The 20762-nt window shown below is 73.5% G+C and carries 20 protein-coding genes; 13 read left to right on the forward strand and 7 right to left on the reverse strand.

What is annotated here, in order from left to right; genetic code table 11:
- Positions 1-19: 19 nt before the first annotated feature.
- The 6 genes from IE265_RS11555 (at position 20) to IE265_RS11580 (ending at position 4548) form a co-directional block, all read left to right on the forward strand.
- Positions 20-1078 carry a PhoH family protein gene (locus IE265_RS11555; protein WP_190035367.1) on the forward strand — a complete coding sequence of 353 codons (1059 nt, stop codon included), beginning with the start codon at positions 20-22 and terminating at the stop codon, positions 1076-1078.
- A 12-nt stretch (positions 1079-1090) separates the two neighbouring features.
- The gene (ybeY, locus tag IE265_RS11560) at positions 1091-1588 is read left to right on the forward strand and encodes an rRNA maturation RNase YbeY (RefSeq protein WP_190035368.1); all 498 of its coding nucleotides are present in this window, start codon (positions 1091-1093) and stop codon (positions 1586-1588) included.
- A complete protein-coding gene (locus IE265_RS11565; RefSeq protein WP_190035369.1) occupies positions 1585-2889 on the forward strand; it encodes a hemolysin family protein in 1305 nt (434 codons plus the stop codon). Before ybeY ends, IE265_RS11565 begins: the two co-directional genes overlap by 4 nt.
- Positions 2886-3245 (forward strand): MmcQ/YjbR family DNA-binding protein, encoded by a 360-nt coding sequence (locus tag IE265_RS11570; RefSeq protein WP_190035370.1) that lies wholly within the window; start codon positions 2886-2888, stop codon positions 3243-3245. The genes IE265_RS11565 and IE265_RS11570 overlap by 4 nt, the downstream gene beginning before the upstream one ends.
- Positions 3246-3407: 162 nt before the next feature.
- On the forward strand, positions 3408-3761 hold the full coding sequence (locus tag IE265_RS11575) for a cytidine deaminase-like protein (protein WP_190035371.1): 354 nt from the start codon (positions 3408-3410) through the stop codon (positions 3759-3761).
- Between the two features lie 316 nt (positions 3762-4077).
- Entirely contained in the window at positions 4078-4548 is a 471-nt protein-coding gene (locus IE265_RS11580) for a hypothetical protein (protein ID WP_190035372.1), read from the forward strand.
- A 95-nt stretch (positions 4549-4643) separates the two neighbouring features.
- Here the strand turns inward: IE265_RS11580 and IE265_RS11585 are convergent, their stop codons facing one another.
- A complete protein-coding gene (locus IE265_RS11585; protein WP_190035373.1) occupies positions 4644-4982 on the reverse strand; it encodes a P-II family nitrogen regulator in 339 nt (112 codons plus the stop codon).
- A 438-nt stretch (positions 4983-5420) separates the two neighbouring features.
- On the opposite strand from IE265_RS11585, the gene era reads away from it, so the two are divergent.
- Positions 5421-6389: a GTPase Era gene (era, locus tag IE265_RS11590; protein WP_190035374.1), complete on the forward strand. Its 969-nt coding sequence runs from the start codon at positions 5421-5423 to the stop codon at positions 6387-6389.
- 91 nt (positions 6390-6480) lie between these two features.
- On the opposite strand, the gene IE265_RS11595 is transcribed toward era, so the two are convergent.
- From IE265_RS11595 to IE265_RS11605, 3 genes are all read right to left on the reverse strand, one after another.
- Positions 6481-7806, reverse strand: a complete 1326-nt coding sequence (locus IE265_RS11595) for a GH1 family beta-glucosidase (RefSeq protein ID WP_373302933.1) — start codon at positions 7804-7806, stop codon at positions 6481-6483.
- A 442-nt stretch (positions 7807-8248) separates the two neighbouring features.
- Positions 8249-8515 (reverse strand): protealysin inhibitor emfourin, encoded by a 267-nt coding sequence (locus IE265_RS11600; RefSeq protein ID WP_190035376.1) that lies wholly within the window; start codon positions 8513-8515, stop codon positions 8249-8251.
- Positions 8516-8553: 38 nt separating this feature from the next.
- The gene (locus IE265_RS11605) at positions 8554-9624 is read right to left on the reverse strand and encodes a M4 family metallopeptidase (protein ID WP_190035377.1); all 1071 of its coding nucleotides are present in this window, start codon (positions 9622-9624) and stop codon (positions 8554-8556) included.
- A gap of 426 nt (positions 9625-10050) precedes the next feature.
- On the opposite strand from IE265_RS11605, the gene leuA reads away from it, so the two are divergent.
- The 6 genes from leuA to IE265_RS11635 all read left to right on the forward strand — a co-directional run bounded on the left by leuA (position 10051) and on the right by IE265_RS11635 (position 17741).
- Positions 10051-11772 carry a 2-isopropylmalate synthase gene (gene leuA / locus IE265_RS11610; protein ID WP_190035378.1) on the forward strand — a complete coding sequence of 574 codons (1722 nt, stop codon included), beginning with the start codon at positions 10051-10053 and terminating at the stop codon, positions 11770-11772.
- A 172-nt stretch (positions 11773-11944) separates the two neighbouring features.
- Positions 11945-12655 (forward strand): TerB family tellurite resistance protein, encoded by a 711-nt coding sequence (locus IE265_RS11615; protein ID WP_190035379.1) that lies wholly within the window; start codon positions 11945-11947, stop codon positions 12653-12655.
- A 345-nt stretch (positions 12656-13000) separates the two neighbouring features.
- The gene (locus tag IE265_RS11620; RefSeq protein ID WP_190035380.1) at positions 13001-15112 is read left to right on the forward strand and encodes an MMPL family transporter; all 2112 of its coding nucleotides are present in this window, start codon (positions 13001-13003) and stop codon (positions 15110-15112) included.
- 145 nt (positions 15113-15257) lie between these two features.
- Positions 15258-16460: a sensor histidine kinase gene (locus IE265_RS11625; protein ID WP_190035428.1), complete on the forward strand. Its 1203-nt coding sequence runs from the start codon at positions 15258-15260 to the stop codon at positions 16458-16460.
- On the forward strand, positions 16457-17128 hold the full coding sequence (locus IE265_RS11630) for a response regulator (protein WP_190035381.1): 672 nt from the start codon (positions 16457-16459) through the stop codon (positions 17126-17128). The genes IE265_RS11625 and IE265_RS11630 overlap by 4 nt, the downstream gene beginning before the upstream one ends.
- 121 nt (positions 17129-17249) lie before the next feature.
- Positions 17250-17741: a protein-tyrosine phosphatase family protein gene (locus IE265_RS11635; RefSeq protein ID WP_190035382.1), complete on the forward strand. Its 492-nt coding sequence runs from the start codon at positions 17250-17252 to the stop codon at positions 17739-17741.
- 123 nt (positions 17742-17864) lie between these two features.
- Here IE265_RS11635 and IE265_RS11640 read toward each other — a convergent pair whose 3' ends face one another.
- Genes IE265_RS11640 through IE265_RS11650 form a run of 3 tightly spaced genes read right to left on the reverse strand, consistent with a single transcriptional unit; the run spans position 17865 to position 20686 of the window.
- The gene (locus tag IE265_RS11640) at positions 17865-18860 is read right to left on the reverse strand and encodes an ABC transporter substrate-binding protein (protein ID WP_190035383.1); all 996 of its coding nucleotides are present in this window, start codon (positions 18858-18860) and stop codon (positions 17865-17867) included.
- Positions 18861-18881: 21 nt separating this feature from the next.
- Positions 18882-19649: an ABC transporter ATP-binding protein gene (locus IE265_RS11645; RefSeq protein ID WP_190035384.1), complete on the reverse strand. Its 768-nt coding sequence runs from the start codon at positions 19647-19649 to the stop codon at positions 18882-18884.
- Positions 19649-20686 (reverse strand): FecCD family ABC transporter permease, encoded by a 1038-nt coding sequence (locus tag IE265_RS11650; RefSeq protein ID WP_190035385.1) that lies wholly within the window; start codon positions 20684-20686, stop codon positions 19649-19651. The genes IE265_RS11645 and IE265_RS11650 overlap by 1 nt, the downstream gene beginning before the upstream one ends.
- Positions 20687-20762: the final 76 nt, after the last annotated feature.

Here is a 20762-nt window from a genome sequence, read left to right on the forward strand (position 1 = left end):
AGGCCTTCAGAGCCGGCCCATGACGCAGACACCCACAGCTCACACCCCCGCGCAGGGGCAGTCCCGAGCGCACTTCACCGTCCCGGCCAAACACCCCATGGTGACCGTGCTGGGTTCCGGGGACTCCCTCCTGCGCGTGATCGAGAAGGCCTTCCCGGCGGCCGACATCCACGTCCGGGGCAATGAGATCAGCGCGGTGGGCGACGCCGGTGAGGTGGCCCTCGTCCAGCGGCTGTTCGACGAGATGATGCTGGTGCTCCGCACCGGGCAGCCGATGACGGAGGACGCAGTGGAACGCTCGATCGCCATGCTCAGGGCGAGCGAGAACGGGACGGGCGACGGCCAGGAGACCCCGGCCGAGGTGCTCACGCAGAACATCCTGTCCTCGCGGGGCCGCACGATCCGCCCCAAGACGCTCAACCAGAAGCGCTACGTCGACGCCATCGACAAGCACACCGTGGTGTTCGGCATCGGCCCCGCCGGCACCGGCAAGACGTACCTCGCCATGGCCAAGGCCGTGCAGGCGCTGCAGTCCAAGCAGGTCAACCGCATCATCCTGACCCGCCCCGCGGTCGAGGCCGGCGAGCGCCTGGGCTTCCTGCCCGGCACGCTCTACGAGAAGATCGACCCCTATCTGCGCCCGCTGTACGACGCGCTGCACGACATGCTCGACCCCGACTCGATCCCCCGGCTGATGGCGGCGGGGACCATCGAGGTGGCGCCCCTGGCCTACATGCGCGGCCGGACGCTCAACGACGCCTTCATCATCCTGGACGAGGCCCAGAACACGAGCCCCGAGCAGATGAAGATGTTCCTCACCCGGCTCGGCTTCGACTCGAAGATCGTGATCACGGGCGACGTGACGCAGGTCGACCTGCCGAGCGGCACCAAGTCCGGGCTGAGGCAGGTCCAGGACATCCTGGAGGGCCTCGACGACGTCCACTTCTCCCGGCTGACGTCCCAGGATGTCGTCCGGCACAAGCTGGTCGGCCGTATCGTCGACGCGTACGAGAAGTACGACAGCCTGAACGGTACGGAGAACGGCGCCCACACGGGCGCCCGTAACAAGCGGAAGTAGACCAGCGCGACCATGTCGATCGACGTCAACAACGAGTCCGGAACCGAGGTCGACGAGCAGGCGATCCTCGACATCGCCCGCTACGCCCTCGCGAGGATGCGCATCCACCCGCTCTCCGAGCTCTCGGTGATCGTCGTGGACGCCGACGCCATGGAGCAGCTGCACATCCAGTGGATGGACCTGCCGGGTCCGACCGATGTCATGTCGTTCCCGATGGACGAGCTGCGGCCCCCGTCGAAGGACGACGAGGAGCCGCCGCAGGGGCTGCTCGGCGACATCGTGCTGTGCCCGGAGGTCGCCGAGCGGCAGGGCCGGGAGGCCCCGACGCAGCACTCCATGGACGAGGAGCTCCAGCTCCTCACCGTCCACGGGGTGCTGCACCTGCTGGGCTACGACCACGAGGAGCCCGACGAGAAGGCCGAGATGTTCGGCCTCCAGGCGGCCATCGTGGACGGCTGGCGCACGGAGAAGGGCCATACCGGCCCGTCCCCGGCCCCGACCGTCTCATGAGCCCCCAACTCGTCACGGGCGCGGTCGCCCTGGTCGTCGTCGCCTGGCTCGCCGCGTGCGCGGAGGCCGGGCTGGCGCGTGTCTCCAGCTTCCGGGCCGAGGAGGCCGTACGGTCCGGCCGGCGCGGCAGCGCCAAGCTCGCCCAGGTCGCCGCCGACCCGACCCGCTACCTGAACGTGGCGCTGCTGGTCCGGATCACCTGCGAGATGGCGTCCGCGGCGCTGGTCACCTACGCCTGCCTCCAGGAGTTCACCGAGACGTGGGAGGCGCTCGCCGTCGCCCTCGGCGTCATGGTGCTCGTCTCGTACGTCGCCGTCGGGGTGTCCCCGCGCACCATCGGCCGTCAGCACCCCCTGAACACGGCCACCGCCGCCGCGTACGTGCTGCTCCCGCTGGCCCGGGTGATGGGCCCGATCCCGCCGCTGCTGATCCTCATCGGCAACGCCCTGACGCCCGGCAAGGGCTTCCGGCGCGGCCCGTTCGCCTCCGAGGCCGAGCTGCGGGCCATGGTCGACCTGGCCGAGAAGGAGTCCCTGATCGAGGACGAGGAGCGCCGCATGGTGCACTCCGTCTTCGAGCTGGGCGACACCCTCGTGCGCGAGGTCATGGTCCCGAGGACGGACCTCGTCGTCATCGAGCGGTACAAGACCATCCGCCAGGCGCTGACCCTCGCCCTGCGGTCGGGCTTCTCGCGCGTCCCGGTCACCGGGGAGAACGAGGACGACATCGTCGGGATCGTGTACCTGAAGGACCTCGCCCGCAAGACGCACATCAGCCGGGACGCCGAGAGCGAGCTGGTGTCGACGGCGATGCGCCCGGCGGCCTTCGTCCCCGACACGAAGAACGCCGGCGACCTGCTGCGCGAGATGCAGCAGGACCGCAACCACGTGGCCGTCGTCATCGACGAGTACGGCGGCACGGCCGGGATCGTCACCATCGAGGACATCCTGGAGGAGATCGTCGGCGAGATCACCGACGAGTACGACCGCGAGCTGCCGCCCGTCGAGGACCTCGGCGACGACCGCTACCGGGTGACCGCGCGCCTGGACATCGGCGACCTCGGCGAGCTGTACGGCTTCGAGGCGTACGACGACGAGGACGTGGAGACCGTGGGCGGGCTGCTCGCGAAGGCGCTCGGGAGGGTACCGATCGCGGGGGCGTCGTCGGTCGTCGAGCTGCCCGACCGCCGTGAGCTGCGGCTGACGGCCGAGGCGGCCGCGGGCCGCCGGAACAAGATCGTCACGGTGCTGGTGGAGCCCGTGGGTCCGGCCGGGCCTCCCGAGGAGGAGAAGCCGGAATGACCCCGCGGGAACTGCGCGCGCTGTGCCTGTCCTTCAACGCGGCCGTCGAGGAGTTCCCCTTCACACCGCGGACCTCGGTCTTCAAGGTGCTCGGCAGGATGTTCGCGCTGGCCGACCTGGACGCCCGCCCGCTCACGGCCAACCTGAAGTGCGACCCCGAGGACGCCGTGCGGCTGCGGGGCGAGTACGAGGGCCTGGTCATCCCCGGCTACCACATGAACAAGCGGCACTGGAACACGGTGACGGTGGACGGCGGGCTGCCGGACGGCCTGGTCCGGGAGCTGGTCGAGGACTCGTACGACCTGGTGGTGGCCGGGCTCCCGAGGGCCGAGCGGCTGAGGCTCGACCGGCCCTGACCCCGGCCGGGTGCCGTCCCCTGCGCCTCCGGGCCCGCCCCTCCGCTTCCGGGCCGTCCCTCACCAGCGGTCCTGTCCCTCGCCGGCGGTCCCGGAGCCCGGGTTCCGGGACCGCCGCGGACCGCCGGGCGGACCGGCGGCGGGGCTTCGTATGCTCTGGGCATGACCGACAGCAGCGCGCTCGACCCCGAGGACCGCAAGATCGTCACCCTGGCCCGTTCCGCACGGGCCCGCAACGGTGTGCCCGAGGGCGCCGCCGTACGCGACGAGACCGGCCGCACCTATGTCGCCGGCACCGTGGAGCTGCCGTCCCTGCGGCTCAGCGCGCTGCGGACCGCCGTGGCCATGGCCGTGGCCTCCGGCGCGAAGTCGCTGGAGGCGGCGGCCGTGGTGACCGGGGAGTCGGCCGTCTCCGAGGACGACCTCGCGGCCGTGCGCGACCTCGGCGGTCCGGGCACCCCCGTGCTGGTCGCGGGCCCCGACGGCGTGGTCGGGCGGACGGTCACCACCGGCTGAACGGCCCGCCCCGGGACCCTGGCGCCCCACCGAACGACTTCGGCCACATCCGCCACCGAGCGGAAGTACCCCTACCGCTTCTCTTGCAATCACCGGCCGCCCGCGCGTCAATGGACGGCAGTTCTTCCGACGGACCGTCAGATCCGTTGCCCCGCGGCGCGCCGCACACCGTCCGCGGTGTGCCGCGGCGGCCCGCGCGCATCCCCGCACCGTCGCCGGCGGCCGAGTGCCCCGGCGGCAGGTCCGCGTGCCAGGACGACCATGGGCCCGTCGGCCGTCCCCATCAGGCAATTCCCGCGCAAGGAAAGGGAATCCCATGAGAAGCAAGCGATTCGGCATCGGCGCGGCGCTGGCCGCCGGCACCCTCGCCGCCGGGCTGGCCCTCGCCCCCGGCGCCGCGGCCGTGGTGCCCGTGACCGCCACGATCACCGCCGATTGCGGCGTCTACGGCGGCGGTACCGCCACGCTCACGGCCACCCAGGACGGCTCGGCCGCCACCGTCACCGTGACCTCCTCGATCACCGCCCCGCTCGCCCTCGCGGAGGACTCGATCACCTCCACGCTCACCCTGGTGGCGGCGGGCGGCGGCACGACCGCCTTCACGGGCACCGAGAACCCGCCCATGGCCACCGGCGACGCCGTCACGGTCGGCCCGCTGAGCGGCACCGTCGCCCCCGGCGACAGCCTGGAGGCCTTCGGCGGCTCCCTGGAGATGGTGATCTTCGGGCTGACGGTGACCTGTACGGCCGCCGGGCCGCAGGCGCCCGGCCCGTTCGTGTTCGAGTAGCCAATCGCGGCCCGGGGTCCCGGCAGGCCCCGCGGCCTGGGCGCCACGCGCTCCCGTCTGACCGCCCCGCGGGCGCCGCGGCGCCCGCGGGGCGGTCAGAGCGCGTCGGGGCCGCGTTCTCCCGTCCGCACCCGCACCACCGTCTCCACCGGCACGGCCCACACCTTGCCGTCGCCGATCTTCCCCGTGCGGGCGGCCCGCACGACCGCCTCGATGACGGACTCCGCGTCCGCGTCCTCCACCACGACCTCGACACGGATCTTGGGCACGAGGTCGACCCGGTACTCGGCACCCCGGTACACCTCGGTGTGGCCGTGCTGCCGCCCGTACCCGCCCGCCTCGGTGGCGGTCAGCCCGTTCACGCCCATCTCCTGGAGAACGGCCTTGACCTCGTCGAACCGGTGCGGCTTGACGATCGCGGTGATGAGTCTCATGCCTGGGGCTCGACCTTCTGCGCGGCGGGGACGGGGAGACCGGGGCGCCGGTCCCGAGCCCCGTGATCGTAGGCGTTCGGGACCCGCGCCGTAAGGCCCGCGCGAGGGCGCTCCCGGCCGGTCCCTACGTCCTCCCGCCGGGCGCCGCCCGGGCCGTCGTGGCGCCGGTCGGCCGTCGCCCCGCCGCCGGTCGCTCGGTAGCTCTGTCGTCGTCGGTCGTCGGTCGTCGGTCGTCGTCCGGTCGTGAGTCGGCCGGAGGCCGGATCGTCCGCGCGTGTCGGGCCAGCCCGGGTCGGCACGCGGTCCTGGGTACGCCGATCGTGCCGCCGGCCACGACGGGTCTTTCCCGGACGATTCATGACAGGGCGACGCCCTCGGGAGTCCGGCGCGCGGCCCGGGGCGGCTCGGGGTGCGGCAGGGCTCCGATGATCAGGGACAATGGGCGCCATGAGCGTTCGTACCCAGTCATCCGAGCCGCCGGAATCCTCGGGGGCACCCCACCGCGCCGGCTTCGCCTGCTTCGTGGGCCGGCCCAACGCGGGCAAGTCCACCCTCACGAACGCTCTGGTCGGCCAGAAGGTGGCGATCACGGCGAACCAGCCGCAGACGACGCGGCACACGGTGCGCGGCATCGTGCACCGGCCGGACGCCCAGCTGATCCTGGTGGACACCCCCGGCCTGCACAAGCCGCGCACCCTGCTGGGCGAACGGCTCAACGACATCGTGCGCACCACCTGGGCCGAGGTCGACGTCATCGGCTTCTGCCTGCCCGCGAACGAGAAGCTGGGCCCGGGCGACCGCTTCATCGCGAAGGAGCTGGCGTCGATCAAGAAGACGCCGAAGATCGCGATCGTCACCAAGACCGACCTCGTGGACGGCAAGACCCTCGCCGAGCAGCTCATCGCCATCGACCAGCTCGGCGCCGAGCTGGGATTCGAGTGGGCCGAGATCGTGCCGGTGTCGGCGGTCGGCGACGAGCAGGTGGGCCTGCTGGCCGATCTGATCGTGCCCCTGCTGCCGGAGGGCCCCGCGCTCTACCCCGAGGGCGACCTGACGGACGAGCCGGAGCAGGTCATGGTCGCGGAGCTGATCCGCGAGGCCGCGCTGGAAGGGGTGCGCGACGAGCTGCCGCACTCCATCGCCGTCGTCGTCGAGGAGATGCTGCCCCGCGAGGACCGGCCCGCCGACAAGCCGCTCCTGGACATCCACGCCTTCGTCTACATCGAGCGGCCCAGCCAGAAGGGCATCGTCATCGGGCCCAAGGGCAAGCGCCTGAAGGAGGTCGGCATCAAGTCGCGCAAGCAGATCGAGGCGCTGCTCGGCACGCCGGTGTTCCTGGACCTCCATGTGAAGGTCGCCAAGGACTGGCAGCGGGACCCGCGCCAGCTCCGCAAGCTGGGCTTCTGACCGGTCCCGCTCCCGCCCGGCCGTCCGCGCCCGCCCCCTCGGGGGACGGGACGGCCGGGGAGCGGCCCGGCCGGGGCCCCGCCGCGGTCCGTCAGCGCTGCGCCCGCAGCACCTCGCGCAGCCAGCCGTAGGACGCCTTCGGGGTCCGCTCCTGCGTCCCGAAGTCGACGTGGACGAGGCCGAAGCGGCGGGCGTACCCCTCCGCCCACTCGAAGTTGTCGAGCAGCGACCACACGAAGTACCCGCGTACGTCGACGCCGGCCTCCACCGCGCGGTGCAGGGCCCGCAGATGGCCGTCGAGGAACGTGATCCGCTCCTGGTCGTCGAGCCCCTCGTAAGAGCAGCCGTTCTCCGTGATGACCACGGGCGGGAGCCGGTCGCCGTACCGGCCGCGGAAGTCCAGCAGCAGTTCGGTGAGTGCCGCGGGGACCACCGGCCAGCCGAAGTCGGTGACCGGGTGGCCGTCGATCTCCCTTACCGAGAAGGGGAGTTCGGCGGGCATCGTCAGACCGCCGAACTCGATCTCGGCCCCCTGCGGCGCCCCCACCCGCGTCGGCGCGTAGTAGTTGATCCCGTACCAGTCCAGCGGCTCCCCGATGACCTTCAGGTCCGCGGCCACGTCCTCGGGGCTGCCGGGCATCAACTCGGCGATGCCGTCCGGGTACCGGCCCAGCAGCACCGGGTCGGCGAACAGCCGGTTGAGCAGCAGGTCGTAGAAGCCGGCCGCCTCCACGTCGGCCGGTTCCCCGGACGCGGGCCAGGTCGGGCCGTGCGAGTTGGCGATGCCGATGTCCGAGGCGCCGGCCGCCCGCAGGGCGCGTACGGCCAGGCCGTGGGCGAGCAACTGGTGGTGGGCCACCGGCAGCGCGTCGAAGAGGAGCCGCCGGCCGGGCGCGTGGGCGCCGAGGGCGTGGCCCAACAGGGTGTGCTCGGCGGGCTCGTTGAGGGTGATCCACTTGGTGACCCGGTCACCGAGCCGGGCCGCCACCAGGGCCGTGTGGTCGGCGAAGCGTTCCGCGGTGTCCCGGTCGAGCCAGTCGAGCTCGAGCGGCAGGTCCCAGTGGAAGAGGGTCGGCACGGGGCGGACGCCCGCCGCGCACAGCTCGTCGACCAGCCGGTCGTAGAAGTCCAGTCCGCCCGGGGAGCCGACGCGCGGCCAGGAGACCGAGAAGCGGTACGCGTCCACGCCCAGGTCGCGCAGGAGCGCCACGTCCTCGGGGTAGCGGTGGTAGTGGTCGCAGGCCACCGCCGCGGTCGAACTGTCCTTGATCCGCCCCGGTTCGGCCGCGAACGCGTCCCACACCGAGGGGCCGCGCTCGTCCGCCGCGCCCTCGATCTGGTGGGCCGAGGTGGACACGCCCCAGAGGAAGCCTGCCGGGAACCGGGGTATCGGGTTCGTCGCCATGCGGGCGATCATCGGGACCGGCGCCGACGGAGTCAACGGTGCGGCGTGAACGGGCCGTCCCGGCCCCGGCCCCGGAGGGCCCGCACCCGACGGCGGGCCCTCCGGGCGGCCCGTCCCGGACCTGGCGGGCGCCTGCGCCCGGGCCCGGGCGGATGGGCAGGATTCAGCCACCCCGCAGCGCCCGCGTCACCGGGCGGGCTGCCGCGCCCCGCCCCACCGGACTGCCTGCCGGGGACGGGGCGGTCGGACGGACGCCGACGCCCGGGCCGGGGCGGGTGGGCAGGGTGCAGCCGCCCCGCCCCCGGCCGCGTCACCGGGCGGGCTGCCGTACGCCGCCCTGTACGGGGCACCGGGCGGCCGGGACCCGGGCGGCCGGGTGCCTGCGGGCCCCGGGCCGACGCGCCGGGGCCCGGCGGGGCCGCCGGACGGCGGAGGGCGCGGGGGTCGCCCGGGGTCACGCGCCCTCCTTCAGGACCGCGGAGACCAGCCTGCGCTGGTCCTCCGTGAGGTGCGGGTCCGCGCAGTGGACCGTCCGGCCGTCCACCGTGATCCGGTAGGCGAACCCGTCCGGCACCCCGGCGGGCGGTGTGCCCCGGCCGGCCGCCACCGCCCGCTCGGCCAGGGCGTGCCACTCCGGTGCGTCGGGGCGCCCCGAGGTGTCCACCTCCGCACTCCGCTCGATACCGGCGAAGCCGCCCGTGCGCGCCACTCGAATCCGCATGGCCCCTGTCTAGTACGAATCGACGCGACGGGCCACGGTCACACGGTCCGCACCCCGACCTGCTCCCACGCCTTCGTCACGGCCTGGAGCTCGTCGCCGTCGCCGAACGAGGCGCGGGCGTTCGCCACGGTCAGCGTCGCGAAGTCCGTGAAGCCGGCCTCGGAGCCCAGTTCGCCGCCGGTCAGCACGTCGAACCAGATCCGCCCGGCCCGCTCCCACGCGTGCCCGCCGAGCGCGTTCGCGGCCAGGTAGAAGGCGTGGTTGGGGATGCCGGAGTTGATGTGCACACCGCCGTTGTCGCGGCCCGTGCGGACGTAGTCGTCCATCGTCGCGGGCTGCGGGTCCTTGCCGAGCACGTCGTCGTCGTACGCGCTGCCCGGCTCCTTCATCGAGCGCAGCGCCGTACCGGTGACCCGCGGGGCGAGCAGTCCCGCTCCGATCAGCCAGTCCGCCTCGGCGGCGGTCTGGCCGAGCGTGTACTGCTTGATGAGCGCGCCGAACACGTCGGAGAAGTGCTCGTTCAGCGCGCCCGACTGCCCGAAGTACGTGAGGTTCGCGGTGTACTGCGTGACGCCGTGCGCGAGTTCGTGGCCGATGACGTCCACCGGGATGGTGAAGTCGAGGAAGATCTCCCCGTCCCCGTCGCCGAACACCATCTGCTCGCCGTTCCAGAAGGCGTTGTTGTAGTCCTCGCCGAAGTGCACGGTGGCCTTCAGCGGCAGGCCCTCGCCGTTGATCGAGTTGCGCCCGTACGCCTTGAGGAAGAGGTCGAAGGTGGCGCCGAGGCCCGCGTACGCGCGGTTGACCGTGGCGTCCCTGCCGGGCTTGGCGCCCTCGCCGCGCACCTTCCGGCCGGGCAGTTCCTGCTTGTGCCGGGCGTCGTGGATGGTCCGCTCGGGCCGGTCGGCCGGCGCGCCGGCGGGCGCTGCCAGGGCGGGCGCGCCGATGACCGTGGTCAGCCGGCGGCGGGTGCGCTCCAGGGCGTCCCGCTCCAGGGTGCGGCGGGCGGGTCCGGCGAGCGCGGGGTCCTCGGCACGGGCGAGCGTGTCGAGGACGTGGGGCGGGACGATCGTGCAGAAGACGGGCTCGAAGCCCCCGTTGGTCGTCATGTCCGGCACCCTTGCACTGGGTGACGCGACTGTCACCAGGTGCCACCATGATTGGTGAAATGCGCGGATACGGGCACCGGGGGAGCGGCGCCGCGTGTTACGGAGGGTGGCGTTCCGTGGCGGTCCGGCCGCTCGGCGGCCCGCCCCGCGCCGTCCGTGGTGACGCGCGGGCGGGGGACTGTGTGACGCTGTGCACCTTTCGCCCCTTGTGGTCCCGACATCCCGCATACTGATACGACCCCTCACGCGGAGCGATGCTCGGATAGGCTGCCCTGCATCATGCGTTTCGGGCTGCTTCTCCTTAGCTGCCGCGGCGAGGGCCTGTAGTCGAGGCCGACCCCCTCCCCGCGGAGTTCGGCGTTGCGCCGTCGGCCGTCCCTCGGACCCTTCCGAGGATCAAGCGGACCAAGAGGAGCCCCTCGCATCATGGCGAACCGCCAGCAGCCCACCTCCATGCCGATCCACAAGTACCGCCCGTACGAGCAGGTCGCCATCCCCGACCGCACGTGGCCGCAGAACCGGATCACCGCCGCTCCCCGCTGGCTCTCCACCGATCTGCGTGACGGCAACCAGGCACTGATCGACCCCATGTCGCCCGCGCGCAAGCGCGAGATGTTCGACCTGCTGGTCAGGATGGGCTACAAGGAGATCGAGGTCGGCTTCCCGGCCTCCGGCCAGACCGACTTCGACTTCGTGCGCTCGATCGTCGAGGACGAGGACGCGATCCCCGACGACGTCACCATCTCCGTACTGACCCAGGCCCGCGAGGACCTGATCGAGCGGACCGTGGAGTCCCTGGTCGGCGCCAAGCGGGCCACCGTGCACCTGTACAACGCGACCGCGCCGGTCTTCCGCCGGGTCGTCTTCCGCGGCTCGAAGGACGAGATCAAGCACATCGCCGTCGACGGCACCCGGCTGGTCATGGAGTACGCCGAGAAGCTGCTCGACGAGCGCACGGTCTTCGGCTACCAGTACAGCCCCGAGATCTTCACCGACACCGAGCTGGACTTCGCCCTGGAGGTCTGCGAGGCCGTCATGGACGTCTGGCAGCCCGGCCCGGACCGCGAGATCATCCTGAACCTGCCCGCCACCGTGGAGCGTTCGACGCCGTCCACGCACGCGGACCGCTTCGAGTGGATGTCGCGCAACCTGTCGCGCCGCGAGCACGTCTGCCTGTCCGTCCACCCGCACAACGACCGCGGCACGGCCGTCGCGGCGGCCGAGCTGGCCCTGATGGCCGGCGCCGACCGCATCGAGGGCTGCCTGTTCGGGCAGGGCGAGCGCACCGGCAACGTCGACCTGGTGACCCTGGGCATGAACCTGTTCTCGCAGGGTGTCGACCCGCAGATCGACTTCTCGAACATCGACGAGGTCCGGCGCACCGCCGAGTACTGCAACCAGATGGCCGTCCACGCGCGCCACCCGTACGTCGGCGACCTCGTCTACACCTCCTTCTCCGGCTCCCACCAGGACGCCATCAAGAAGGGCTTCGACGCGATGGAGGCCGACGCGGCCGCCCGGGGCGTCTCGGTCGACGACATCGAGTGGGCCGTGCCGTACCTGCCCATCGACCCGAAGGACGTCGGCCGCTCGTACGAGGCCGTCATCCGCGTCAACTCGCAGTCCGGCAAGGGCGGTATCGCGTACGTCCTCAAGAACGACCACAAGCTGGACCTGCCGCGCCGGATGCAGATCGAGTTCTCGAAGATCATCCAGGCGAAGACGGACGCCGAGGGCGGCGAGGTCACGCCGAAGGACATCTGGTCGGTGTTCCAGGACGAGTACCTGCCGAACCCCGGCAACCCATGGGGCCGCGTCCAGGTGCGCAACGGCCAGTCCACCACCGACCGCGACGGCGTCGACACGCTGACCGTCGAGGCCGAGGTGGACGGCGCCGAGACCGTCCTGGTCGGCTCGGGCAACGGCCCGATCTCCGCGTTCTTCCACGCCCTCCAGGGCATCGGGGTCGACGCGCGCCTGCTGGACTACCAGGAGCACACGATGAGCGAGGGCGCCTCCGCACAGGCCGCCTCGTACATCGAGGTCGCGATCGGCGACAAGGTGCTGTGGGGCATCGGCATCGACGCGAACACGACACGCGCCTCCCTGAAGGCCGTGGTCTCCGCCGTCAACCGCGCTACCCGCTAGGGCCGTTCACCTGCGTTTCTCCGGTCCCGTCCGCCGCACAGGCGGGCGGGACCGCGATCTCTATCAGGCCATGTCACAGAGTGGTCTCGCCCGAGGTACTGACTCCGCATCAACAATGTGGCTAACATCACGCCAACGCGGCGATGTTGCCGTGGGGTTACGGAGGTGCGACGTGCTGCCAGGATGGGGACGAAACGACCGGTTTGCCCGTCTCGGCGCCTTGGGCGTCTCGCGCATCCTCGGGACCCGTACGGCGTGGACCACAGTCGGCGACGGGGAGTTCTTCTGCCCCGGCTGCGGAGGCGACCGGAACTACCAGCGCCTCACCGGCCGTCGGCGCTTCACCTGCCTCGGCGTCCCGGTCGTCCCGCGCGGCGAGACCGGGCCCGTCGTCGAATGCGCCGCCTGCGGCCGCCACTACGCTGCCGACGTCCTCGACCACCCGACCACCACCCGCTTCTCGGCGATGCTCCGGGACGCCGTCCACACCGTCGCCCTGGCCGTGCTGGCCGCGGGCGGCACCGGTGCCCGTACGGCGCTGGAGACCGCTGCCTCGGCCGTCCGCTCGGCCGGGTTCGACGACTGCACCGAGGACCAGCTCGCCGCGCTCGTCGAGGCGCTCGCCGCCGACACGGGCCGCCTCTTCGGCGAACCCTGCGGGCCCGGTCTCGCCATAGAGCTCCACGAGGCGCTGGACCCGCTGGCTCCCCACCTCGCTCCCGCGGGCCGTGAGGCCGTACTCCTCCAGGGCGCCCGCATCGCCCTCGCCGACGGGCCCTACACCCCCGCCGAACGCGAGACCCTCGCGACCGTGGGAGCGGCCCTGACGATCCGCACGGACGACGTGACCCGCCTGCTGACGGCGGCCCGCACACCGTCCTGAGCGTCGCCCCGTCGCCGCCCGCGCCCGGCACGCCGCCCGGCCGCCCGTCTCCCGTACGCCCGCCGAGGCCCCTCGGTCGGCGTCCTGCCGCCCCGCCGCACCCCGAAGTCGCCCCGGCCGCCCGAGCGGTCCAGCGGCCCTCCTGAAGCGTTCTGAGGCGTCCTGGCACGCCCCCGGAGGCTCCGCCGGGGCCCGGCGGCGGGCGATCCGTACTCCCGGGGGAGTAGTCCGGCCCCGCGGCCACCCGTGGCAGTACGCCCGACCTCGCCCCCTCGTCCGACGAAAGCCCGGCCCTCCGGCGGAAGTCTGGGGACCGGAACTGGCGCCGTCGGGAGGAGAAGGTTCATGGGGGCCGGAAGGACGACCATGTCGGGAACGAGCAGGGCACGGGCCGTCCCCTGGGCGCTGCTCGGGCTGTGGGTGGCCGTGCTCGCGCTGGTGGGGCCGTTCGCCGCGAAGCTCGCGGACGTGCAGCACGACCGCGTCACCGACTACCTGCCGGCGAGCGCGGACTCGACCCGGGCGGCCGAGATCCAGGAGCGGCTGCCCGGCGGGGAGAGCACCGAGCTGGTGCTCGTCTACCACCGCGACGGCGGGCTCACCGCCGCCGACCGGAGGACCGCCGCCGGCCAGCTGTCGGACATCGCGGGCGCGCACGAGCTGATCGGCGGCGCCCCGCGGGGCATCCCCTCCGAGGACGGCACGACCCTGATGTACCCGGTCGCCACCAACGAACCGGGCACCGACGAGGCCCTGCGGGACGCGCTCGTCGAGGACGTCCGCGAGAGGGCCGCGGGCGGCGGCGGACTGAGCGTCGAGGTCGGCGGCACCGGAGCGCTCGCCACCGACGCGGGCAAGGTCTACGACTCGCTCGGCGGCCCCCTGCTCTACACCACCGTCGCCGTCGTCGCCGTACTGCTCGTCCTGATCTACCGGAGCCCGGTGCTGTGGCTCGTGCCGCTCGTCGTCGCCGGGGTCGCGGACTTCCTGTCGATGGGCGTCGCCTACGGGCTCAACCAGGCCTTCGGGACCACCGTCTCCGGGCAGAGTTCGGGCGTGATGACGATCCTCGTGTTCGGCGCGGGGACCGACTACGCGCTGCTGATCGTGGCCCGCTACCGGGAGGAGCTGCGGCGCTTCGAGCGCCCGTACGAGGCCATGCGCGCCGCCCTGCGCGGCTGCGGACCGGCCGTGCTCGCCTCCTCCGGCACGGTCGCCGCCGGACTGCTGTGCCTGCTCGCCGCCGACCTCAACAGCAGCCGGGGGATGGGACCGCTGGGCACCGTCGGAGTGCTCTGCGCGCTCGTCGCGATGCTCACCCTGCTGCCGGCCCTCCTCGTCCTGCTGGGCCGAAGGGTGTTCTGGCCGCTGGTGCCCGCGTTCGGCAGCGAACCCGTACAACGGCGCGGTCTGTTCGCGGCCATGGGCACATCGGCCGGCCGGCGTCCGCTGACCGTCCTCGCGACCGGCGCCGTGCTGCTCGGAGCGCTCTCCCTCGGCACGCTCGGACTGCCGGGAGCCCTCAAGCAGGAGGACTCGTTCGTCGACACCCCGCAGGCCGTCACCGCCATGCGGACCCTGGCCCAGGCCTACCCCGAGCAGGGCACACAGCCCATCGACGTGCTCACCCCGCGGGACCGCGCGGACGAGACCCTCGCCGCCGTACGGGCCGCCCCGGGGGTCGCCGGCGCCGAGCGGGGCCGTACCGGCGGCGGCTGGACCGAGATCACCGTCATGGCGCAGGACGCGCCCCAGTCCGCCGCGGAGACCGCCACCATCGAGTCCCTGCGCGAAGCGCTGGACGGCTCCTACGTCGGCGGGGCCAGCGCACAGCAGATCGACCTGGAGGACACCAGCCGCCGTGACACGGGAATCGTCGTGCCGCTCGTCCTCGTCTCGGTGCTGATCATCCTGGTCGCGCTGCTGCGCAGCCTGGTCGCCCCGCTGATCCTGGTGGCCGCCGTGGTCGCCGTATGGGGCGCCGCCCTCGGCATCGGCGGACTGGTCTTCGAACCCCTCCTCGGCTTCGAGGGCACCGACCCCGGACTCCCGCTGCTGTCCTTCGTGTTCCTCGTCGCGCTCGGCGTCGACTACGGCATCTTCCTCATGCACCGGATGCGCGAGGAGTCCCTCGCGGGCGCCGAGCCGTCGGCCGCCGCGCTCACCGCCCTGCGCACCACCGGCGGCGTCATCGCCTCGGCCGGACTCGTCCTCGCCGCGACGTTCGCCGTGCTCACGAACATGGGCCTGGTGCCCCTGGTCGAACTCGGCTTCGTGATCGCCCTCGGGGTGCTGCTCGACACCTTCCTCGTGCGGACCTACCTGGTGACCAGCGCGAGCGTCGCGCTCGGCCGGAGGGTGTGGTGGCCGGGCGTCCTGTCCCGGCCCGCCGGACCCGCAGGGACGGGCGAGTCCAGCGAACCGCCCCGTCGGCCGGAAGCCGTCGGTGCTCCCTGAACCGGCGGACCGTTCCGGGCGCCCCTCCTGCCGGAGGGGCGCCCCGGTGGCGCAGGATGGACCCGTGCGGGAACGGGGAACGACGACCACGGCGGTGCGCGCGGGACGGGCCGGAGCAGGCCGGCCCCGCGCCGCCGAGCGCGTCATGGCCGCCGTCAACCGCGACCCGCTGACCGCGCCGCACCGCACCCGCAACGACGCGTTCGTGGCCCTCGGCGCGGCCCTGCTCGCCGTAGGCCTCGGCCTGCTCGTCGACGACGGACGCCCGCTCGACCCGCTCGGCTGGGCGCTGCTCCTCGGCGCGCACGTTCCCCTGGTGTGGCGGCGCTCGCGGCCGGTCCTCGTCATGGCGCTCGTGGTCGCGTTCGTCGCGCCGTACCACGGCCTCGACTTCAACCACGCGGCGCCGACCCCCGTCGCGTACTGCGCCCTCTACACCGTCGCCGCCACCGGACGGCCGCTGCGGACCGTGCTCGTCGGCGTCGGCGTCCTCGCCGTGTCCGTGGGCGTGATGCTCACCGTCAGCGCGAAGGAGGCGCTGCAACTGCTGGAGATCTCCGGCTGGGTCGTCGCCGTGCTCTTCCTCGGCGTCGACATCCGCTTCTACCGCCAGTACGTCGCCTCGATCGTCGAACGGGCCGAGCGTGCCGAACGCACCCGCGAGGAGGAGGCGCGGCGCCGCGTCGCCGAGGAACGCCTGCGCATCGCACGGGACCTGCACGACCTGCTCGCGCACAGCATCACGCTCATCGGGGTGCAGACGTCCGTGGCGGCCCACGTCCTCGAGGCCGACCCCGGGCGGCTGGACCGCGCGGCCGTCGCCAAGGCGCTGGACGACATCGCGGGCACCTGCCGGACGGCGCGCGGCGAGCTGCGCACGACACTGGAGGTGCTGCGGGAGGACGGCCCGGGGGCGGAGCCGGGACCGCCGGGCGTCCGGCCCCACGACAGCCGCGGCCCGCTGCCCGGACTCGACGGACTGCCCGCCCTCGCCGAGGCGGCCCGCGCCGCCGGGGCCGAGGTCGAGCTGTCCGTCGGCACGGACGACGTGCCGCCCTCGGTGGGCGCCGCCGCCTACCGCATCGTGCAGGAGGCGCTCACCAACGCCGTGCGCCACGGCGGCCGGGACGACCTCACCGTCAGGGTGGGCCTGTGGACCGAGGGCGGGGCGCTGCGCGTGAGCGTCACGGACGACGGGTCGGGCGAGCCGGCCGCCGAGCCGGGGTTCGGGCTCCTCGGCATGCGGGAGCGGGCCCGCAGCGTGGGCGGCACCCTGGACGCCGGGCCGGGCGCCGGGGCGGGCTTCGCGGTGACCGCCGCGCTGCCGCTGCCAGGGGAGGCCCGATGACGATCCGCGTCCTGCTCGCCGACGACCAGACCCTCGTGCGGGCCGCGTTCGCGATGCTGGTGGCGTCGGCCGGGGACATGGAGGTCGTCGGGGAGGCCGGCACCGGTCGCCGGGCCGTGGAACTCGCCCGGTCCACCCGGGCAGACCTCGTCGTGATGGACATCCGGATGCCCGACCTCGACGGGATCGAGGCGACGAGGCTGATCGCCGCCGACGAGGACCTCGCCGGGGTGCGCGTCCTCGTCCTGACGACGTACGACACCGACGAGCACATCGTCGACGCGCTGCGCGCGGGAGCCTCGGGGTTCCTGGTGAAGGACACCCGGCCCGCCGAACTCCTCGACGCCATCAGGACGGTGGCCGCGGGGGAGTCCCTGCTGTCGCCCGGTCCGACCTCACGGCTCATCGCCAGGTTCCTGCGCGCGCCGCGTGCCGTCGCGTCGCCGGACGCCGGCCCCGGCGGGCTGTCGGAACGGGAGCGGCAGGTGCTCGCCCTGGTCGCGCGCGGACTCAACAACACGGAGATCGCGGAGGCGTTGGGGCTCAGTCCGCTGACCGCCAAGACCCACGTCAGCCGGATCATGGGCAAACTGGGCGCACGGGACCGGGCCCAACTGGTCGTCGTGGCGTACGAGTCGGGGCTCGTGACACCAGGACTGGCGGAATGACGCACTGCAACGGCGCTGCTGTGACGCGTCCGGCGGCGTCGGGTCGCGCGGAACGCGTGCCGCGAGCCGCAGGACGGCACCCGGGGGCCGGGAGCCGGAACGGGAGTGGGAGAGGAGCCGGATGAACGGGACCCGGGACGACGGGACGGCGGGGGCGGACCAGGCGGGCGGGCGCGCGGGCACCTGGCCCGCGGGCACGCCGGGCGTCCTGCTGCTGCCGTCCGGGCGGGCGGTGCGGGGGCGGGGGCTGAGGCACGCGCTCGACCCGTCGGCGCCCCTGCCGACGTACGGCGTGTACCTGCTGGGCGCCCCGCCGCCCGAGGCCTCCTGGGAGACGGAGTGGCTGGCGTGGCCGGACTTCCGGCTGCCCCGCGACCGGGCGCGGGCGCGGCGCGTCCTGGCGGAGGTGTGGGAGCGGGCGGGCGACCCGGCCGAGCGCGTCGAGGTCGCCTGCCTGGGCGGCCGGGGGCGGACGGGCACGGCGCTCGCGTGCCTCGCCGTGCTGGACGGGGTGCGGCCCGACGAGGCCGTCCGGTTCGTACGGGAGGGCTACGACCGCCACGCGGTGGAGACGCCCTGGCAGCGGCGCTACGTCAGCCGGTTCCCGGGGTGATCCGCCGCCGTCCGGGGCGCGCGTGACGCGCGCGGCCCGCCCCGGACGGCCCGCCCCGGACGGCCCGCCCCGGACGGCCCGCCGACGGGGTGCCTGAGGGCGCCTCCGACGAAGGGCCCGGTGTCAGTTCTCCTTGCCCGAGCGCAGATACGCGCCCAGGCGGGCGATCGCCGAGGGGTTGCGGGGGCTCTCGACCAGGTCGGCGTAGTCGAGGACGAAGACGCGCTTGTCGCGGATCGCCGAGACGTTCCTCAGCGGGCCGTAGGACAGCAGGAACTCGCGCTTCTCCTCGGCGCCCACATCGCCGTAGTCGCAGATCACGATGACGTCCGGGTCGCGTTCCACCACGGTCTCCCAGCCGACCGTCGTCCAGGAGTCCGCGAGGTCGTGCATGACGTTCACCCCGCCCGCCCTGGTGATGATCTCCTCGGGCGCGGCGAAGCGGCCGGAGGTGAAGGGCTGGTCCTGGCCGCTGTCGTAGAGGAAGACCTTGGGCCTCTTCTCGGGCGCCCGGGCCTCGACGGCCGCGACCTCCTTCCGGAACCGGGCGATCAGCGAGGCCGCCCGCTCCTCGACGCCGAACAGCTCGCCCAGATTGGTGAGGTCGGCGTACAGGGCGTCCAGCGGCGGCATGATGCCGCGCGAGGTCTTCGTACGGCCGTTGCGGCACGACTCGGTCAGGACGTACGAGGGGATGCCGAGCTTCTCCAACTCGGCCGGGGTGAAGCCGCTGTCCTCGCGGAAGCCGTAGTTCCAGCCGGCGATGACCAGGTCGGCGCGGGCGTCGAGCACGTTCTCCCTGGTGAGCTGCTGCTTGGACAGCCACGGCACCTTGTCGTAGCCGTCCTTCCACGGGACGTCCGTCAGATCGCCCTTGTCGTCGGGCATGGCGAACCCGGCCATCCGGTCCTCCAGCCCGAGCGCGAACATCAGCTCGGTGATCCCCACGTCGTTCGTCACGACGCGCTCCGGGACCTTGTCGTACGTCACTTCACGGCCGCAGTTGGCGAGTGTGCGGCCGGCGGCCGCCTCGGGGCCGCTCGACGGCTCGACCTCGGCGCCGCAGCCCGCGGCGAGCACGGCGAGGCACAGCAGGGCGGCGGCAACGGGCTTGCGCATGGGCGGAGTTCCTCGGGTGCGCTAGGGGGCGGGCGGAAGAAGGTCGAACAGCAGCTGCACGGCACCGGTCTCCGGATGCCGCACGGGATGGGCGCGGACGCCGAACACCTCGGCCAGCAGATCGGGGCGGAGCACCTCGTGCGGCGGCCCGGAGGCGACCACCCGGCCCTCCGCGATCACATGCAGCCGGTCGCAGTGCGCGGCGGCCAGGTTGAGGTCGTGCAGGGCCGTCAGCACGGTCAGGCCGCTGTCGCGGACCAGCGACAGCACGTCCAACTGGTGCGCGATGTCGAGGTGGTTGGTCGGCTCGTCGAGTACGAGGACACGCGGCTGCTGGGCCAGCGCCCGGGCGATCAGGACGCGCTGCCGTTCACCGCCGGACAGCGCGAGGAAGCCCCGTCCGGCGAGATGCGCGACACCCGTGCGCTCCATGGCCGCGGCGCAGACCGCGCGGTCGCCCGCGGCGGTGCGGTCCAGGTGCGGCAGCCGCCCCATCCCGACGACCTCGGCGACGGTGAAGTCGAACTCCGACGACGACTCCTGCGGCAGCGCCGCGACCGCCCGCGCGGCGGTCCTCGCGTCCATGGCGCGTACGTCCTGCCCGTCGAGCCGTACCACCCCGCCCGCCGGACGCAGCGCCCGGTACACACAGCGCAGGAGGGTCGACTTGCCGCTGCCGTTGGGCCCGACCAGGCCGACGACCGTCCCGGAGTCCACGGTGAGCCGGATGTCCTCGACCAGCCGCACGGCGCCGGCGTCGACCGTCACCCCGTCCACGTCGAGCCGCATCAGCGCCCCCCGAAGGCGTAGCCGCCGCGGCGCATCAGCACCAGGAACGCGGGCACCCCGAGCACGGCGGTGATCACCCCGACCGGCAGCTCGGCCGGCGCCGGCATCAGCCGCGACAGGACGTCCGCCCACACGAGGAGCACGGCCCCGGCGAGCGGCGCCACCGCGAGCACCCGCCGGTGGCCGGCCCCGACGAGCATCCGTACGACGTGCGGCACCATGAGCCCGACGAACCCGATGGCACCGCTCACCGCGACCACGGTCCCGGTCACGGCGGCCGTCACGAGGAACAGCTCGCGGCGCAGCCGCTCCGGCCGCACCCCGAGCGCCGCGGACGTCTCGTCCCCCATGGCGAGCGCGTCCAGCGCCTCCGCGCGCCGGGCCAGCCACACCCAGCCCGCCAGGACCACCACGGCGGCCAGGGGCACCTGCGCCCAGGTCGCGCCGCCCAGACTCCCCAGCAGCCACATCATCGCGGAGCGCGCCGCCTCGCCCCGGGCCGCCCCGAACACCATGACGGTGGTGAGCGCCTCGAAGCCGTACGCCAGCGCGGTCCCGGTCAGGACGAGCCGCAGCGGGGTGAGCCCGTGGGACGACCTGGCCACGGCGTACACGAGCGCCATCGCCGCGAGCGCGGACACGAAGGCGGAGACGGACAGCGCCCACACGCCGAGTCCGGCGAAGGCGCCGAGCAGGATGACGGCGTTGGCGCCGACGGCCGCCCCGGACGAGATGCCGAGGACGAACGGATCGGCCAGCGCGTTGCGGACCATCGCCTGCACGGCCACCCCGACCGCGGCGAGCCCGCCCCCGACCACGGCGGCCAGCACGACGCGCGGCAGCCGGATCTCCCAGACGATGGTGTACGCGGCGACGTCCCCGGCGGGGATCGTGCCCCCGGTGACCCCGTCCCACAGGAACCGGACCACCTGCCCCGGGCCGATTCCGGACGCGCCGAGCCCCACTCCGCACAGCAGGGAGAGGCACAGCAGCAGCACCAGCGCCACGGCCAGCGGCACGACGGGTATTCGGCGCACGATCGGCGGGTCCTAGGGCTCGGGCCGCCTGGCGCACAGCAATCGGGGAGGCAGCCCGCACGGCCGAACCGCACGG

The sequence above is a fragment of the Streptomyces fructofermentans genome (genome assembly GCF_014651055.1).
Classification (GTDB): Bacteria; Actinomycetota; Actinomycetes; order Streptomycetales; family Streptomycetaceae; genus Streptomyces; species Streptomyces fructofermentans.

Excerpts from the sequence above, each read along its gene's own strand:
- leuA (WP_190035378.1), top strand. The coding sequence starts at position 10,051 with ATGGCGAACCGCCAGCAGCCCACCTCCATGCCGATCCACAAGTACCGC.
- IE265_RS11630 (WP_190035381.1), top strand. The coding sequence starts at position 16,457 with ATGACGATCCGCGTCCTGCTCGCCGACGACCAGACCCTCGTGCGGGCC.
- IE265_RS11625 (WP_190035428.1), top strand. The coding sequence starts at position 15,258 with ATGGCCGCCGTCAACCGCGACCCGCTGACCGCGCCGCACCGCACCCGC.
- IE265_RS11595 (WP_373302933.1), bottom strand. The coding sequence starts at position 7,806 with ATGATCGCCCGCATGGCGACGAACCCGATACCCCGGTTCCCGGCAGGC.
- era (WP_190035374.1), top strand. The coding sequence starts at position 5,421 with ATGGGCGCCATGAGCGTTCGTACCCAGTCATCCGAGCCGCCGGAATCC.
- IE265_RS11570 (WP_190035370.1), top strand. The coding sequence starts at position 2,886 with ATGACCCCGCGGGAACTGCGCGCGCTGTGCCTGTCCTTCAACGCGGCC.
- IE265_RS11605 (WP_190035377.1), bottom strand. The coding sequence starts at position 9,624 with ATGACGACCAACGGGGGCTTCGAGCCCGTCTTCTGCACGATCGTCCCG.
- IE265_RS11580 (WP_190035372.1), top strand. The coding sequence starts at position 4,078 with ATGAGAAGCAAGCGATTCGGCATCGGCGCGGCGCTGGCCGCCGGCACC.
- IE265_RS11575 (WP_190035371.1), top strand. The coding sequence starts at position 3,408 with ATGACCGACAGCAGCGCGCTCGACCCCGAGGACCGCAAGATCGTCACC.
- IE265_RS11620 (WP_190035380.1), top strand. The coding sequence starts at position 13,001 with ATGGGGGCCGGAAGGACGACCATGTCGGGAACGAGCAGGGCACGGGCC.
- IE265_RS11645 (WP_190035384.1), bottom strand. The coding sequence starts at position 19,649 with ATGCGGCTCGACGTGGACGGGGTGACGGTCGACGCCGGCGCCGTGCGG.
- IE265_RS11555 (WP_190035367.1), top strand. The coding sequence starts at position 20 with ATGACGCAGACACCCACAGCTCACACCCCCGCGCAGGGGCAGTCCCGA.
- ybeY (WP_190035368.1), top strand. The coding sequence starts at position 1,091 with ATGTCGATCGACGTCAACAACGAGTCCGGAACCGAGGTCGACGAGCAG.
- IE265_RS11565 (WP_190035369.1), top strand. The coding sequence starts at position 1,585 with ATGAGCCCCCAACTCGTCACGGGCGCGGTCGCCCTGGTCGTCGTCGCC.
- IE265_RS11585 (WP_190035373.1), bottom strand. The coding sequence starts at position 4,982 with ATGAGACTCATCACCGCGATCGTCAAGCCGCACCGGTTCGACGAGGTC.
- IE265_RS11640 (WP_190035383.1), bottom strand. The coding sequence starts at position 18,860 with ATGCGCAAGCCCGTTGCCGCCGCCCTGCTGTGCCTCGCCGTGCTCGCC.
- IE265_RS11600 (WP_190035376.1), bottom strand. The coding sequence starts at position 8,515 with ATGCGGATTCGAGTGGCGCGCACGGGCGGCTTCGCCGGTATCGAGCGG.
- IE265_RS11635 (WP_190035382.1), top strand. The coding sequence starts at position 17,250 with ATGAACGGGACCCGGGACGACGGGACGGCGGGGGCGGACCAGGCGGGC.